Genomic DNA, 15,757 nt, shown 5'->3' with positions numbered 1-15,757 from the left:
GCGGACGATTATAAACCGGGGTTTCGCCACATCGGGGCATTTCATGATCGCGGCCCCGCGCGGCGCATGGTGCAGCGCCGCATGCGGGCGACGGGAAGGACGCCGGGCGGTTGTCTAGAAGCCGAGCCAGCGTGCGACGACCGGCCCGAGCACGAAGCCCCACGTCGTCACGCACGCGAACAGCGCGACCGTCACGGCCGCGCTGCCGAGGTCCTTCGCGCGCTTCGAGAGTTCGTGGCGCTCGAGCGAGATGCGGTCGATCGCGGCTTCGACGCTCGAGTTGAGCAGCTCGACGATCAGCACCAGCAGCACCGAGCCGATCAGCAGCGCGCGCGATGCGGCCGGCACCGGCGCGAACGCGCCGATCGGCAGCATCAGCGCGGCGAGCGTGAGCTCCTGGCGAAACGCGCTTTCCTCGCGGATCGCGACGCGAAAGCCGTTCAGCGAATGCTTGAGCGCGAACCACGCACGCGTGATGCCGCGGTGGCGCTTGTACGGGTTCGGCGGCAACGGCGCGAGCCGGTCGTCGGGGCCGAGCGGCTCGTGCGGGTGCACGTCCGCATCGGCGTGCGGCTCTTCCTCGTCGAACGGGCGGTGCCGTGACGGCGTCGCGGCGGGGGGCGGGATCTTGTCGTTCAGGTCTCGTTTCAAACGGCGGCACCTTCGGCTGGCGAGTACGCGGTCTTCGGCAGCGGCTTCAGATGCGACGCGAACTGCTCGGATGCCGCGCGCCACGAGAAGCGTTCCGCCCACGCGCGCGCAGTCGTGCGTTCGATCTTCAGCGCCTCGAGGCAGGCTTCCTGCAGGTCCTCGTGCATCGCGCCCGCGTCGCCGCCGCTGAGCACGTCGATCGGGCCCGTGACGGGATACGCGGCCACCGGCGTGCCGCAGGCGAGGGCTTCGAGCAGCACGAGGCCGAACGTGTCGGTGCGACTCGGGAATACGAACACGTCGGCCGCAGCATACACCTTCGCGAGCTCGGTCTGTGACAGCACGCCGAGATAGTTCGCCTCCGGGTAGCGCGACTTCAGTTCCGCGAGCGCGGGGCCTTCGCCCGCGACCCACTTCGAGCCGGGCAGGTCGAGGCGCAGGAACGCCTCGACGTTCTTCTCGATCGCGACGCGGCCCACGTACAGGAAGATCGGCCGCGCGGTGTTGAGCACCTTCGACTCCATCGGCCGGAAGATGTCGAGATCGACGCCGCGGGTCCACAGCACGACGTTCGTGAAGCCGAATTTCTCGAGGTCCTGCTTGACGACCGGCGTCGGCGCCATCACCGCGAGCGACGGGCCGTGGAACCAGTGCAGGAAGCGGTAGGTGGCGGCGAGCGGAATACCGAAGCGCGCCTGCACGTATTCCGGAAAGCGCGTGTGGTACGCGGTGGTGTACGGCAGCTTGCGGGCGCGCGCATAGCGCCGCGCGGCCAGGCCGAGCGGGCCTTCGGTCGCGATGTGCAGCGCGTCGGGTGCGAACGCATCGATCCGCGCGCGCAGCTTGCGGTACGGCAGGATCGACAGGCGGATCTCGGGGTAGGTCGGGCAGGGCACCGTGCGGAATTCCAGCGGCGTCAGCAGTTCGACGCGGTGGCCGAGCGCCGTGAGTTCGCGCGCCGTGCTCTTCAGCGTGCGCACGACGCCGTTGACCTGCGGTTCCCACGCGTCGGTGACGATCATGATCTTCATCGCGGCATGTCCTGTAAGTAGGGTTGTGTCAGGCAGCGGCCTTGGCCTTGCGCGACGTGGTCTCCGACGGTGCGGTGCGCATCACCGTCCAGTAGACGATCTTCAGTTCGCCTTCCATCGTTTCGACGAGCGCGGACAGGCTTTCGACCCAGTCGCCGTCGTTGCAGTACAGCACGCCGTCGATGTCGCGAATCTCGGCCTTGTGGATGTGGCCGCACACGACGCCGTCGCAGCCGCGGCGGCGCGCCTCGTCGGTCATCACGGTCTCGAACTGCGAGATGAAGTTGACCGCGTTCTTGACCTGGTGCTTCAGGTACTGCGACAGCGACCAGTACTGGAAGCCGAGCCGGCTGCGGATCCGGTTGAACCAGCGGTTCAGCACGAGGATCAGCGTGTAGAGCGTGTCGCCGAGGTACGCGAGCCATTTCGCGTGCTGGATCACGCCGTCGAACAGGTCGCCGTGCACGATCCACAAACGTTTGCCTGCGAGCGTCGTGTGGAATGCCTCGCCGCGCACCTGGATGTCGCCGAACGCGAGATCGCAGAATTGCCGGGCGCCTTCGTCGTGGTTGCCGGGGATGTAGACGACCTGCGTGCCCTTGCGCGCCTTGCGCAGGATCTTCTGCACGACGTCGTTGTGCGCCTGCGGCCAGTACCAGCCCTTTTTCAGCTGCCAGCCGTCGATGATGTCGCCGACCAGGTACAGGTATTCCGAGTCGTTGTGACGCAGGAAATCCAGCAGGTAGGGCGCCTGGCAGCCGCTCGAGCCGAGGTGGATGTCGGACAGCCAGATGGTGCGGTAGCGATGGGCGGACGGCTCGGGGTCCTCGTGCTGCGTGGTGGGCGCGACGGGCGGCTTGTGCGACACCACGCCGTCGGTTGCCCCCGAGCCGGACAGGAACGCAGTGGCGGCGCGGGCGCCGATGGGGTGACGAAACAGTGAGGTCGCGGACGTTTTCTGGCCCATGCATGACTCGCGCCGGTTGACATTACCGGCATTCCGCCATGCGGGCGTGACTGTGCCATGACAGTCACGAGACGTTCTTATTACGACCGTTGAAGGGTGTTTAGCAGTGAACGAGCGGGCGTTGCGTCATCTGCCGCACTGAACGGCCGAAGCTTGTTCGGCAAGGCCGTCCGGAGGGCAGGAGCACCGAGCGAGCGGCTTTCGTCTGGCGAATGCGGCGCGTCAGCGCGGTATCGCGACGACGCGGGTGCGCGCGATCCGGTCGTGCGGGAACTGGCGGCCGGCGTGCAACCGGGCGGCGCCGGCCCATACGATGATCCACGCGGCGGCGAGCGCGAGCGTGACGGGTACCGACAGGCCGAGGAGCGGGTGCAGCGCGAGCGGCGGCAGGAACCACAGCCAGCCGAGCACGTAGCGGACGAGCGCGTGGCCGGCGCTCAGCGGCCGGCCGTTCGACGATTCGAGCCGCAGCCGCCAGGTTTTCATCGGCAGCGTCTGGCCGCCGTGCGTCCAGAACCACACGAAATACGCGCCGACGACGAGCGCGATCCACGCGGCAAGCAGGTTGTGATGGACGAGGCCGTTGCGTTGCTGCGTCGCGAGGCTGAACGCGAGCCCGGCGAAGAACACGACGCCGAACAGCAGCACGCCCTCGTAGAGTAGCGCGGCGAGGCGCCGTCGCACGGACGGCGCGGCGGTCGGGGTGTCGGGCGCGCGGGCGTTTGCCACGGCCGTTCAGGAGCCCTTGAACAGCGAAGGCGCGTCGGCGGGCGACACCGGCGCCACGGCGGCCGGTGCGGACGCGGTGCCGGACGTCGACGACGCGGGCACCGGCTGCGCGGCGACGCCGGCCGACGCGGGCGCCGGAGCGGCGGCCGCACCGCTGGCCGGGTGTTCGTGCGAATTGACGAGGCGGCGGACGTCACGGTCGGCGACGGTCGGCGGCGCGCTGACGACGCTCGGCTTGCGGCGGCGTTCGGCGGCGGCAAGCCGTTCCTTCTGCTCCTCGGGGAGTTGCTGATAGGCCTTCCACGCGCGCTCGCGCGCCTGCGCGGACAGTTCCTTCGCGCTCTGGTAGTTCTCGCGTGCGACGCGGCGCTGCTCGGGCGTCATCTTCGCCCATTCGGTCATCCGCTCCTGCAGGCGCTTCTGGTCATCCGGCGACAACTTCGCGAAACGCGATGCGATCTTCAGCCATTTACGCTTGCGGGCATCGCTGAAGCCGTCCCACTGGTCGGCGAACGGGGCGAGGGCCGCGTGCTGCGCCGGCGTGAGGCGCGCCCACGACAGCGGGCCGGCGGCGGCCGGTAGCGGCAGGGGAAGCGGCAGCGGCGGAAGTTCGGTGGTCAGCCCGGCCGCGGCCGACGCCGGCGCGGCGGAACTGGTGGTCGCGACGGGCATCGTCGCGGGGGCCGGGTGGAATCGGGGATACGTGGCGACGTAGGAAACGGCGATCGCGATCACGCATCCGAAAAATACGGCCAGGCCGCGCTTCTGACTCACCCGTACGATCCCCTCGTTATTGTCTGTTAGTGAGCGCGCGAAAGATACGCGTTGAACCCGTGGTCGAGATACGCGTTGAGCGGCAGGTCGTCGCTGAGCATCGCCGCGTCGATGTCGGCGAGTTCGGCGGTGCGCTGCATGTCTTCCCAGTACGCGATGCCGACGAGCCCCGCGAGCAGCAACGCGAGCGGCCACGCGCGCAGCAGGCGGCGGCCGAACGACGTCGGCGGGCGGTTCGCGGGCGTCGGGCCGTAGGCGCCGGCCGCGCCGGCGAAGGCCGGCACGAACACCGGCGCGGTCGCGGCTTCGGGCTTCTTGCGCGCGAGCGCGGCCCGGCGGGCGACGGCCAGCCGATCGGTGGTCGCGGCAGGCAGCGCGGACGCGCGCTCGTCCAGCGCGCGGCGCACCTTCAGCGCGAATTCGTGTTCTCGGTTTGCGGAGCTCATAGCGTGATTCCTTTGGCCTTGAGCGCTTGCGCCAGGGTATGAGTGGCTCGTGAGCAGTGCGTCTTGACGCTGCCCTCGGAGCACCCCATTGCGGCGGCAGTCTCGGCGACATCCATATCTTCCCAATAACGCATCAGGAACGCTTCCCGTTGACGCGCCGGAAGTTTCTGGATTTCTTCGTCGATCAGGGCCAGAACCTGCTCTCGTTCGAGGCGGTGCTCGCTGCTCTCGACGCCCGCGTTGTCGTCCGCGGATTCGAGTGTTTCGAGCGGGTCGAAGTCGTCGTCGTCGGTGTTGTTCAGCGACGAGAAGAGCGTCACCCACGTATTGCGGACCTTCTGCCGGCGGAACCAGTCGTGGATCGCGTTCTGCAGGATCCGCTGAAAAAGCAGCGGCAGCTCGGCCGACGGCCGGTCGCCGTACTTTTCCGCGAGCTTGATCATCGCGTCCTGCACGATGTCGAGCGACGCATCGTCGTCACGCACGGCGTACGCAGCCTGCTTGAACGCGCGCCTTTCGACGCCCGCCAGAAAGTCGGCGAGTTCCTTGTCTGATGCCATTCCGTGAAGGTATGCGCTGCGGCCCGCTGCGTGGTGTAAAAGGTCGAAAAATTTCGTAAAACCCGCGGATGCTATCAAATTTTCGTGCGGCTTGGCACCGGGTCGGGCGCCGCACGTTGCGCGCGAGCCGCGCCGGCGGGACGCCCCGCGGCGTGCATGATGCGCTGCGGGATATTTTACTTGACGGCCCCATCACGACCCGCTATCGTCAGCGATTCGCAACATGAAGTGATGGTCTCATTTGAGGCTGGCCCAAGAAGCCCGCCCTTCAAACTGGACGCGCCGCTTGAACCCGAGCCACAAGCCCGGCAGAGAGCACCCGATCAATTTTTTGCCGAAAATTCGAAAGGTCAAAATGAACATGCCCAGCGCGGAATTCTCCACGTCGGAACCCCTTTCCCCTCCCGATAGCGACTCCATCGGCGGTACCGTGCTCATGAAGGCACTGGCCGACGAAAACGTCGAATTCATCTGGGGCTACCCCGGCGGCTCGGTTCTCTACATCTACGACGAGCTGTACAAGCAGGACAAGATTCAGCACGTGCTGGTGCGCCATGAACAGGCGGCCGTGCACGCAGCCGATGCGTATGCGCGCTCCACCGGCAATGTCGGCGTCTGCCTCGTGACGTCGGGCCCCGGTGTCACCAACGCGGTGACCGGCATCGCAACGGCTTACATGGATTCGATCCCGATGGTCGTGATCAGCGGCCAGGTGCCGACTGCCGCGATCGGCCAGGATGCATTCCAGGAATGCGACACCGTCGGCATCACGCGTCCGTGCGTGAAGCACAACTTCCTCGTGAAGGACGTCCGCGACCTCGCGGCAACCGTCAAGAAGGCGTTCTATATCGCCCGCACCGGCCGGCCGGGCCCGGTGCTGATCGACATCCCGAAGGACATCTCGAAGACGCCGTGCCAGTACGAGCCGATCAAGAGCGTGTCGCTGCGCTCGTACAACCCTGTCACGAAAGGCCATTCGGGCCAGATCCGCAAGGCCGTGTCGCTGCTGCTGACCGCGAAGCGTCCGTACATCTACACGGGTGGCGGCATCATCCTCGCCGACGCGTCGCGTGAACTGAACCAGTTCGCGGACCTGCTCGGCTACCCGGTCACGAACACGCTGATGGGCCTCGGCGGCTATCGCGCGTCGGACAAGAAATTCCTCGGCATGCTCGGCATGCACGGCACCTACGAAGCGAACATGGCGATGCAGCACTGCGACGTGCTGATCGCGATCGGCGCCCGCTTCGACGACCGCGTGATCGGCGACCCGGCGCACTTCGCGTCGCGCCCGCGCAAGATCATTCACATCGACATCGACCCGTCGTCGATTTCGAAGCGCGTGAAGGTCGACATCCCGATCGTCGGTGACGTGAAGGAAGTGCTGAAGGAGCTGATCGAGCAACTGCAGACGGCCGAGCATGGCCCCGACACCGAGGCGCTCGCGCAATGGTGGAAGGACATCGAGGGCTGGCGCGCGAAGGACTGCCTGAAGTTCGACCGCGAAAGCGAGATCATCAAGCCGCAGTACGTGGTCGAGAAGGCGTGGGAGCTGACGGACGGCAATGCGTTCGTGTGCTCGGACGTCGGCCAGCACCAGATGTGGGCCGCGCAGTTCTACCGTTTCAACAAGCCGCGTCGCTGGATCAACTCCGGCGGCCTCGGCACGATGGGCTTCGGCCTGCCGGCGGCGATGGGCGTGAAGATGGCCCATCCGGACGACGACGTGCTGTGCATCACGGGCGAAGGCTCGATCCAGATGTGCATCCAGGAACTGTCGACCTGCCTGCAGTACGACACGCCCGTGAAGATCATTTCGCTGAACAACCGCTACCTCGGCATGGTCCGCCAGTGGCAGCAGATCGAATACAGCAAGCGCTATTCGCATTCGTACATGGATGCGCTGCCCGATTTCGTGAAGCTCGCCGAAGCGTACGGCCATGTCGGCATGCGGATCGAAAAGACTTCGGATGTGGAGCCGGCGCTGAAGGAAGCGCTGCGCCTGAAGGACCGCACCGTGTTTCTCGACTTCCAGACCGATCCGACCGAAAACGTCTGGCCGATGGTACAGGCCGGCAAGGGCATCACCGAGATGCTGCTCGGATCGGAAGATCTGTAACGGCGCGACGCGCGTCTGGCCGGATGCGGCCGCCTTCACGAAGGGCGGTGCGGCACGCGGCGGCGCGCGGCGCGAGTGAATCGACACGGACACATTCTGGAAGAAGCGAACATGAGACACATCATTTCCGTCCTGCTGGAGAACGAACCGGGCGCGCTGTCGCGCGTGGTCGGCCTGTTTTCCGCACGCGGCTACAACATCGAAACCTTGACGGTGGCGCCGACCGAAGACCAATCGCTGTCGCGGCTCACCATCGTTTCCATTGGCTCCGACGACGTGATCGAACAGATCACGAAGCATCTGAACCGCCTTATCGAGGTGGTGAAAGTGGTGGACCTGACCGACGGTGCACACATCGAACGCGAGCTGATGCTGATCAAGGTACGTGCAGTGGGCAAGGAGCGCGAAGAAATGAAGCGGATGTCGGACATTTTCCGCGGCCGCATCATCGACGTGACCGAGAAGACCTACACGATCGAATTGACGGGCGCGAGCGACAAGCTCGACGCATTCATCCAGGGGCTGGACGCGGGCGCGATCCTCGAGACCGTGCGCACCGGCAGCTCCGGCATCGGACGCGGCGAGCGCATCCTGAAGGTGTGATGCCGACATAGCCAAAGAGGCACGCCGGGTGCGCCGTCATGTCCCGGCCCGCAGTACTCCATCCGAACGAATTATTGAATTTTTTTGAATTAGCGAAGGAACCATCATGAACGTTTTCTACGACAAAGACGCTGACCTCTCCCTCATCAAGGGCAAGCAAGTCACGATCATCGGCTACGGCTCGCAAGGCCATGCACACGCGCTGAACCTGAAGGATAGCGGCGTGAACGTGACGGTCGGCCTGCGCAAGGGCGGCGCGTCGTGGAGCAAGGCCGAAAACGCCGGCCTGTCGGTCAAGGAAGTCGCGGAAGCGGTGAAGGGCGCGGACGTCGTCATGATGCTGCTGCCGGACGAGCAGATCGCCGACGTGTACGCGAAGGAAGTCCACGCGAACATCAAGCAGGGCGCGGCGCTCGCGTTCGCGCACGGCTTCAACGTGCACTACGGCCAGGTGATCCCGCGCGCCGACCTCGACGTGATCATGATCGCGCCGAAGGCGCCGGGCCACACCGTGCGCGGCACGTACTCGCAAGGTGGCGGCGTGCCGCACCTGATCGCGGTGGCGCAGAACAAGTCGGGCGCGGCACGCGACATCGCGCTGTCGTACGCGGCGGCGAACGGCGGCGGCCGTGCCGGCATCATCGAGACGAACTTCCGTGAAGAAACCGAAACCGACCTGTTCGGCGAGCAGGCCGTGCTGTGCGGCGGTACCGTCGAGCTGATCAAGGCGGGTTTCGAGACGCTGGTCGAAGCCGGCTATGCGCCGGAAATGGCGTACTTCGAGTGCCTGCACGAGCTGAAGCTGATCGTCGACCTGATCTACGAAGGCGGCATCGCGAACATGAACTACTCGATCTCGAACAACGCCGAGTACGGCGAGTACGTGACCGGCCCGCGCGTCGTCACGGAAGAGACGAAGAAGGCGATGAAGCAGTGCCTGACCGACATCCAGACGGGCGAGTACGCGAAGAGCTTCATTCTCGAGAACAAGGCAGGCGCCCCGACGCTGCAGTCGCGCCGCCGCCTGACGGCCGAGCACCAGATCGAGCAGGTCGGCGCGAAGCTGCGCGCGATGATGCCGTGGATCGCGAAGAACAAGCTCGTCGACCAGACGAAGAACTAAGCACCTCGTGCTGTTCCGGCCCTTCGAGTGGAGGGTCGGCATCAAAAAGCCGTCCGAAGGCAGCAGTGCCCCGGGCGGCTTTTGTTATGCTACGTGCTTTGCAATTCACCGAACACAGAACGAATCCATGAACTATCCTCATCCGATCATCGCGCGCGAAGGCTGGCCGTTCATCGCGATTGCAGCCGTCGTCGCGCTGTTGATCCATGCCGTCGGGGGCTTCGGCTTCGCGTGGCCGTTCTGGCTGCTGCTCGTCTTCGTCGTCCAGTTCTTCCGCGATCCGCAGCGCCCGATCCCGGCGCAGCCGAACGCGGTGCTGTGCCCGGCGGACGGCCGCATCGTCGCGGTCGAGACCGCGCAGGATCCGTACGCGAACCGCGAAGCGCTGAAGATCAGCGTGTTCATGAATGTCTTCAATGTCCATTCGCAGCGTTCGCCGGTCGATGGCGCGATCAGCAAGGTCGAGTATTTCCCGGGCGCGTTCCTGAACGCGGCGATCGACAAGGCGTCGACCGAGAACGAGCGCAATGCGGTCGTGATCCAGACGGCGAGCGGCAAGACCGTCACGTCCGTGCAGATCGCCGGCCTGATCGCCCGCCGGATCCTCTGCTACGTGCGCGCCGGCGAGCCGCTGTCGCGCGGCCAGCGTTACGGTTTCATCCGCTTCGGTTCGCGCGTCGACGTGTACCTGCCGCTCGGCAGCCGCGCGAAGGTGTCGATCGGCGAGAAGGTCTACGCGTCGTCGACGATCCTCGCCGAGCTCGAACAGTAAGCGGCGGGGCGCACGATGGCCGCATTCAAACCGCGTCGGCCGCGTAACGGCTCCGGCCAGACGCCACGCCCGTTCCGCCGCAACAAGGTGATGGCGCCCGATGCGGCGCCGCTCGAGAGCCGCCGCGCTGCGCGCCAGCGGTTCCTGAAGACGCGCGGCATCTATCTGCTGCCGAACGCATTCACGACCGCCGCGCTGTTCTGCGGCTTCTTCGCGGTCGTGCAGGCAATGAACGTACGCTTCGAGATCGCCGCGATCGCGATTTTCGTGGCGATGGTGCTCGACGGGATGGACGGGCGCGTCGCGCGCATGACCCATACGCAGAGCGCGTTCGGCGAGCAGTTCGATAGCCTTTCCGACATGGTGTCGTTCGGCGTCGCGCCCGCGCTCGTGATGTACGAGTGGGTGCTGAAGGATCTCGGCCGCTGGGGCTGGCTCGCCGCGTTCGTCTATTGCTCGGGCGCCGCGCTGCGCCTCGCGCGCTTCAACACGAACATCGGCGTGGTCGACAAGCGCTTCTTCCAGGGGCTGCCGAGCCCGGCCGCCGCCGCGCTGATCGCCGGCTTCGTGTGGCTCGCGACCGACAACCGCGTGCCGATGAAGCTCGGCTGGCTGCCGTGGGTCGCGTTCGTGCTGACGATCTACGCGGGCGTGACGATGGTGTCGAACGCGCCGTTCTACAGCGGCAAGGCGCTCGACGTCCGGCACCGCGTGCCGTTCGCGGCGATCCTGCTCGTCGTCGTCGCGTTCGTGCTCGTGTCGTCCGATCCGCCGCTGATGCTGTTCTGCCTGTTCGTGCTGTACGGGCTGTCCGGCTACGTGTTCTGGGCCTACATGGCCATCCGCGGGCGCGCGAATCCGGCGCGCTCGTCGCAGCGCGATCACTGACGCCGACGCACGATCTGCCCGGAAACGGCGGCCTCGGGGCCGCCGTTTCCATTTGCCCCTTTTTGCGGGCCAGGCCGCGCCGGTTCACGGTTTCCCGGGTGCCGTTCTCGGGTGTCGTCCAATTGCGCGGTCCACGGAATGTCGCTATAGTCTGCGGCATGACTGCATTTCCCCGCTTCCCCCTCCTTCTGGCCGGTGCGCCGCTACGCGCGCCAGCTTTGGCGCGCCTGCCGCGCTGACCGTTCTCGCCCTCCGTCTCAAGCCTCGTCTGTTGTTGAGCGTCGCCAGCGGTGGCGCGATCTCGTTACGTTTGACTTCCGTATAAAAGAGCCCTGGAGCCCCCCATGACAGACAAGCTGATCATTTTCGATACGACGTTGCGTGACGGCGAGCAATCGCCCGGCGCGTCGATGACGAAGGAAGAGAAAATCCGCATCGCGAAGCACCTCGAGCGGATGAAGGTCGACGTGATCGAGGCGGGTTTCGCCGCCAGCTCGAACGGCGATTTCGATGCGATCCACACGATCGCCGGTCTCGTGAAGGACAGCACGATCTGTTCGCTGGCGCGGGCCAACGACAAGGACATCCAGCGCGCGGCGGACGCACTCAAGCCGGCCAACAGTTCGCGGATCCACACGTTCATCGCGACGTCGCCGCTGCACATGGAGAAGAAGCTGCGGATGACGCCGGACCAGGTGTTCGAGCAGGCGCGTCTCGCGGTGCGTTTCGCGCGCAAGTTCACCGACAACGTCGAATTCTCGCCGGAAGACGGCAGCCGTTCGGATCTCGATTTCCTGTGCCGCGTGCTGGAAGCGGTGATCGCCGAGGGCGCGACGACGATCAACATCGCCGATACGGTCGGCTACGGCGTGCCGGAACTCTACGGCAACCTCGTGAAGACGCTGCGCGAACGCATTCCGAACTCGGACAAGGCGATCTTCTCCGTGCATTGCCACAACGACCTCGGGATGGCGGTGGCGAACTCGCTCGCCGGCGTGAAGATCGGCGGTGCGCGGCAGATCGAATGCACGATCAACGGTCTCGGCGAGCGCGCGGGCAACACGTCGCTCGAGGAAATCGTGATGGCCGTGAAGACCCGCAAGGACTACTTCGGTCTCGACGTCGGCATCGACACGACGCAGATCGTGCCGACGTCGAAGCTCGTGTCGCAGATTACCGGCTTCGTCGTGCAGCCGAACAAGGCGGTGGTCGGCGCGAACGCATTCGCACACGCATCGGGCATTCACCAGGACGGCGTGCTGAAGGCGCGCGACACCTACGAGATCATGCGCGCGGAAGACGTGGGCTGGACCGCGAACAAGATCGTGCTCGGCAAGCTGTCGGGCCGCAACGCGTTCAAGCAGCGTCTGCAGGAGTTGGGCGTGTCGCTCGACAGCGAAGCCGAACTGAATGCCGCGTTCATGCGCTTCAAGGATCTGGCCGACCGCAAGGCGGAGATTTTCGACGAGGACATCATCGCGATCGTGTCCGAGGAATCGGCGCTCGCGCAGGAACAGGAGCACTTCAAGTTCGTGTCGCTGTCGCAGCGTTCGGAAACGGGCGAGCAGCCGCAGGCGAAGGTCGTGTTCGCGGTCGAAGGCAAGGAAGTGACCGGCGAGGCGCGCGGCAACGGCCCGGTCGACGCGACGTTCAATGCGATCGAGGGTGAAGTCGGCAGCGGATCCGAGCTGCTGCTGTACTCGGTGAACGCGATCACGACCGGCACGCAGGCGCAGGGCGAAGTGACCGTTCGGCTGTCGAAGAGCGGGCGGATCGTCAACGGCGTGGGCACCGATCCGGATATCGTCGCCGCATCCGCGAAGGCGTACATTTCCGCGCTGAACAAGCTGCACTCGAAGGACGACAAGCTCAACCCGCAGCGCTCGTAAGCGCCGCGCGTTGCGCGGCACCGAGACGCCCCGTGCGGCCCTGCGCCGCCGGGGCGTTTTTTTCATTGGCCGCTCATTCCGCGGCCGGCGCGCGGAACAGCCAGCGGCGCGCCGCCGGGCGTGGCGCCGGATTGCGCCGGCGGAACTCGACCGCGATCCCGCGCCGCGGCGCATCGGCGACGAACGCATCGAGCAGTTCGAGCACGTCGTGATCGATGTAGTCGGCGCGCGTCGCGTCGATGATCACCGCCGCCCGGTCCGGAATGTGCCGCAGGTGGTGCTTGACCTGCACCTTGCCGAGAAACGACACGTCCTTGCGGAACGACAGCAGGAAGTGATCGTCATGCTGCGCGAGCGTGACGGGGCTCTTCAGGTTCGCGACGGCGACGGCCAGCACGCTGCATGCGAGGCCGAGCGCGATGCCGAACAGCAGGTCGACCGCCAGCACACCCGCGATCGTCGCTGCGAACGGTGCGAACGCGGCCGGGCCTTGCTTCATCACCGAGCGGAACAGTGCGGGCTTCGCGAGCTTCAGGCCGGTGTGGATCAGGATCGCGGCCAGGCTCGCGAGCGGGATCAGGTTGATCAGGCCGGTGAGCGCAAACACGCTCGCGAGCAGCAGGACCCCGTGCACGATCGCGGACATCCGGCTTTGCGCGCCGGCGTTGACGTTGGCCGAACTGCGCACGATCACCGACGTGATCGGCAGGCCGCCGACGGCGCCCGCGACGAGGTTGCCGACACCCTGCGCCTTCAACTCGCGATCGGGTTGCGTCGGCCGCCGCTTCGGATCGATCTGTTCGACCGCTTCGAGGCACAGCAGCGTCTCGAGGCTTGCGACGACCGCAAGCGTGATCGCCACGCGCCATACGTCCGGATTGAGCAGTTGCGCGAAGTTCGGGCCGAGCTCTGCATGCTTGAGCGATGCCGCGAGCGCCGCGAACGAGTCGAATTCGGGCAGCGTGACGCGATGCGCGGCGCCCGGTGCGGCTGCCGGTGCGACCACGCCGAGCACGAGCGTCGCGCCGATACCGAGCACGACGACCGCGAGCGGCGCGGGTACCGAGCGCACCCACGCGAAGCGCTTGAGAGCCGGCGTGTCCCACGCGATCAGCAGCGCCAGCGACGCAAGCGCGATCGCCGTGGCGGCCCATGCGGTCGGCAGGCCCGGCCAGTTCGCAAACGATTGCGCGGCCTGGCCGCCGAGGCCGAATGCGAACGGAATCTGCTTCACGATCAGCAGCAGGCCGATCGCGGCGAGCATGCCCTTGATGACGGGCGACGGCACGTAAGCGGCGAAGCGGCCGGCGCGCAGCATGCCGAAGCCGAACTGCAGCACGCCGGACAGCAGCACCGCGAGCAGGAACGCGGAGAAGCTGCCGAGTTGCGCGATCCCTTCGACGACGATCACGACGAGGCCGGCGGCCGGCCCGCTGACGGACAGCGACGAGCCGCTCAGCAGTGCGACGACGATGCCGCCGACGATGCCCGACACGAGCCCGGCGAACGGCTCGACGCCGGACGCATTGGCGATGCCGAGACAGAGCGGTAGCGCGACGAGGAAAACGACGATGCCGGCGACGATGTCGCGCGGCAGGGTGGACAGGCGCTCGTTCAGTTTCATGGTTGGGGTGGTTTCGTTGACGTGGAGGGGCAGGGCGCGGGTCAACCGAGCGCGACGGCGGCAGCGCGTTCGGGCTCGGCTTCGGTCGGCGACGCCGCATAGCCGGAGTCGAGCTCCTTCAGGCGGCCGTCGGCGAGCGAAAAGATCCAGCCATGCACGAGCGGTGGCCGCTCGCGGCTGCGCACAATCGGCGACGCGCGCAGCAGCCGCACCTGTTCGAGCACGTTCAGCTCGGCGAGGCGGTCGGCCGCGGCGAGCTCGTCGAGCCCGTCGAGTGTGTCGCGATGGCGCCGCGCGAGCGCGCAGAGCGGCGCGATGCGGCGCGCGACGTGCGGCAGGTCGGCGGGCGGCGGCAGCAGCGATGCACGCACGCCGCCGCACCCGTAGTGACCGCACACGATCACGTGGTCGACCTTCAGCACCCGCACTGCGTACTCGAGCACGCTGGCGGAATTGTCGTCGTCGGGGTGGAACAGGTTCGCGATGTTGCGATGGACGAACAGCTCGCCGGGCGCGCAGTGCGTGATGGTTTCGGCTGGCACGCGGCTGTCCGCGCAACCGATCCACAGTACGCGCGGATTCTGGCCGCGCGCGAGCGCGTCGAAAAAGCCGGGCGTGTGTTCGCGCGTCTCGCGGGCCCAGGCAATGTTGGCAACCAGCATGCTCTTGGGGCGATTCATGAGGACTCCTTTTTGATAAAGGCAAATAAATATCGAACGAAATGGCGCAATCGCATGCTTTCTAAATTGAAAGGTTGGATTTTCGACTGATATTAGGGGTATGCCCTAGCACTGCGGGTGGGTTGATACAAATTGTTTCAAATTGATTGGGCGTAGTGCATTGCATGCACCAGTGCGACGCATAACATGCCCCCGGGCGTGCCTGTTTCCCGCTACGGCCCGCATGACGGGGCGTTCAGCGTATTGCCATCGCAATGTCATCGATCGGAAAAGTTTTCCGTCTTATTCGTTGAATTAAATAAGGCAGCGGAAAAAATGAAATGGCCATTCACGCAATAATTCGTGAATGGCCATTGCGACAATTGCGTATAAATACGCAATCGGTCAGAACAGGGTGCGGCGATCGGGATCGTGCAGCGGGTCCGGCGTTTTCTGCGTGGTGCGCAGGATGCCCTGCGGATCGAAGTAGAAGCTGTACATCATGTACCAGACGTTGTCCTCGAGATACCGGTACGTCCACACCTCGCGTTTCATCAGCGGGAAGTAGGAGGTTTCGACCGGGCGTCCGAAATTGACGAGGACGTCGGTCTTCGTCCACTTGCCGATCTCCGCGCGATAGAACTCGCTCGGCTGCAGCACCTGGCGCACGTTGACGATTCGGTGGGCTGCATCGACGTCGGCCGCGACCGTGATTTCGCCCATCGGCTGGGTCGGCCACATCAGGCGCTTGCCGCCGCCGGGCAGGTCGTAGATCTCGCGCGGCGGCCCCATGCGCGCGACGATCGCCGACTCGTCCTGGCCGGCCTGGTATTGCTGCCACGGTTGCGCGCAACCGGCCAGCAGCGCGGCCGCACCGGCGATCAGCACGGGCAGGCGCGCGGGAATGCGAATGCGCATCGGA

At 65.9% G+C, this 15,757-nt stretch carries 16 protein-coding genes; 6 read left to right on the top strand and 10 right to left on the bottom strand.

Going from position 1 to position 15,757, the window contains the following annotated elements; genetic code table 11:
- Positions 1-114: 114 nt before the first annotated feature.
- The 7 genes from SY91_RS14605 to SY91_RS14575 all read right to left on the bottom strand — a co-directional run bounded on the left by SY91_RS14605 (position 115) and on the right by SY91_RS14575 (position 5,158).
- Complete coding sequence (locus SY91_RS14605) at positions 115-651, bottom strand: diacylglycerol kinase (protein ID WP_011694335.1); 537 nt, start codon at positions 649-651, stop codon at positions 115-117.
- Positions 648-1,682, bottom strand: coding sequence for a glycosyltransferase family 4 protein (locus SY91_RS14600; RefSeq protein WP_043888581.1), 1,035 nt, complete (start codon positions 1,680-1,682; stop codon positions 648-650). The genes SY91_RS14605 and SY91_RS14600 overlap by 4 nt, the downstream gene beginning before the upstream one ends.
- 28 nt (positions 1,683-1,710) lie before the next feature.
- On the bottom strand, positions 1,711-2,649 hold the full coding sequence (locus SY91_RS14595) for a UDP-2,3-diacylglucosamine diphosphatase (RefSeq protein ID WP_023477824.1): 939 nt from the start codon (positions 2,647-2,649) through the stop codon (positions 1,711-1,713).
- 222 nt (positions 2,650-2,871) lie between these two features.
- Entirely contained in the window at positions 2,872-3,378 is a 507-nt protein-coding gene (locus SY91_RS14590) for an RDD family protein (RefSeq protein ID WP_006478247.1), read from the bottom strand.
- Between the two features lie 6 nt (positions 3,379-3,384).
- Positions 3,385-4,152 (bottom strand): DUF3106 domain-containing protein, encoded by a 768-nt coding sequence (locus SY91_RS14585; protein ID WP_006478248.1) that lies wholly within the window; start codon positions 4,150-4,152, stop codon positions 3,385-3,387.
- A 26-nt stretch (positions 4,153-4,178) separates the two neighbouring features.
- On the bottom strand, positions 4,179-4,598 hold the full coding sequence (locus SY91_RS14580) for a DUF3619 family protein (RefSeq protein WP_006478249.1): 420 nt from the start codon (positions 4,596-4,598) through the stop codon (positions 4,179-4,181).
- On the bottom strand, positions 4,595-5,158 hold the full coding sequence (locus SY91_RS14575) for an RNA polymerase sigma factor (RefSeq protein WP_006478250.1): 564 nt from the start codon (positions 5,156-5,158) through the stop codon (positions 4,595-4,597). The genes SY91_RS14580 and SY91_RS14575 overlap by 4 nt, the downstream gene beginning before the upstream one ends.
- Before the next feature lie 355 nt (positions 5,159-5,513).
- Here SY91_RS14575 and SY91_RS14570 point away from each other — a divergent pair, with 355 nt between their 5' ends.
- From SY91_RS14570 to SY91_RS14545, 6 genes are all read left to right on the top strand, one after another.
- Complete coding sequence (locus SY91_RS14570; protein ID WP_006478251.1) at positions 5,514-7,277, top strand: acetolactate synthase 3 catalytic subunit; 1,764 nt, start codon at positions 5,514-5,516, stop codon at positions 7,275-7,277.
- Between the two features lie 111 nt (positions 7,278-7,388).
- Positions 7,389-7,880 carry an acetolactate synthase small subunit gene (gene ilvN / locus SY91_RS14565; protein WP_006398781.1) on the top strand — a complete coding sequence of 164 codons (492 nt, stop codon included), beginning with the start codon at positions 7,389-7,391 and terminating at the stop codon, positions 7,878-7,880.
- 106 nt (positions 7,881-7,986) lie between these two features.
- The gene (gene ilvC, locus SY91_RS14560; RefSeq protein ID WP_006478252.1) at positions 7,987-9,003 is read left to right on the top strand and encodes a ketol-acid reductoisomerase; all 1,017 of its coding nucleotides are present in this window, start codon (positions 7,987-7,989) and stop codon (positions 9,001-9,003) included.
- A gap of 127 nt (positions 9,004-9,130) precedes the next feature.
- Positions 9,131-9,775, top strand: a complete 645-nt coding sequence (locus SY91_RS14555) for a phosphatidylserine decarboxylase (protein ID WP_006478253.1) — start codon at positions 9,131-9,133, stop codon at positions 9,773-9,775.
- A gap of 15 nt (positions 9,776-9,790) precedes the next feature.
- A complete protein-coding gene (gene pssA / locus SY91_RS14550) occupies positions 9,791-10,663 on the top strand; it encodes a CDP-diacylglycerol--serine O-phosphatidyltransferase (RefSeq protein ID WP_006478254.1) in 873 nt (290 codons plus the stop codon).
- Positions 10,664-11,007: 344 nt separating this feature from the next.
- Positions 11,008-12,552 (top strand): 2-isopropylmalate synthase, encoded by a 1,545-nt coding sequence (locus SY91_RS14545; protein ID WP_006478255.1) that lies wholly within the window; start codon positions 11,008-11,010, stop codon positions 12,550-12,552.
- 73 nt (positions 12,553-12,625) lie between these two features.
- On the opposite strand, the gene SY91_RS14540 is transcribed toward SY91_RS14545, so the two are convergent.
- The 3 genes from SY91_RS14540 to SY91_RS14530 form a co-directional block, all read right to left on the bottom strand.
- The gene (locus SY91_RS14540) at positions 12,626-14,176 is read right to left on the bottom strand and encodes a SulP family inorganic anion transporter (protein WP_023476899.1); all 1,551 of its coding nucleotides are present in this window, start codon (positions 14,174-14,176) and stop codon (positions 12,626-12,628) included.
- A 41-nt stretch (positions 14,177-14,217) separates the two neighbouring features.
- Positions 14,218-14,856, bottom strand: a complete 639-nt coding sequence (locus SY91_RS14535) for a carbonic anhydrase (protein ID WP_023476900.1) — start codon at positions 14,854-14,856, stop codon at positions 14,218-14,220.
- A gap of 384 nt (positions 14,857-15,240) precedes the next feature.
- Positions 15,241-15,753, bottom strand: a complete 513-nt coding sequence (locus SY91_RS14530) for a hypothetical protein (protein ID WP_006478258.1) — start codon at positions 15,751-15,753, stop codon at positions 15,241-15,243.
- Between the last annotated feature and the right edge of the window lie 4 nt (positions 15,754-15,757).

It is taken from the genome of Burkholderia cenocepacia (assembly GCF_014211915.1).
GTDB classification, from domain to species: Bacteria; Pseudomonadota; Gammaproteobacteria; order Burkholderiales; family Burkholderiaceae; genus Burkholderia; species Burkholderia orbicola.
This window is presented reverse-complemented; position numbering and strand designations above follow the sequence as displayed.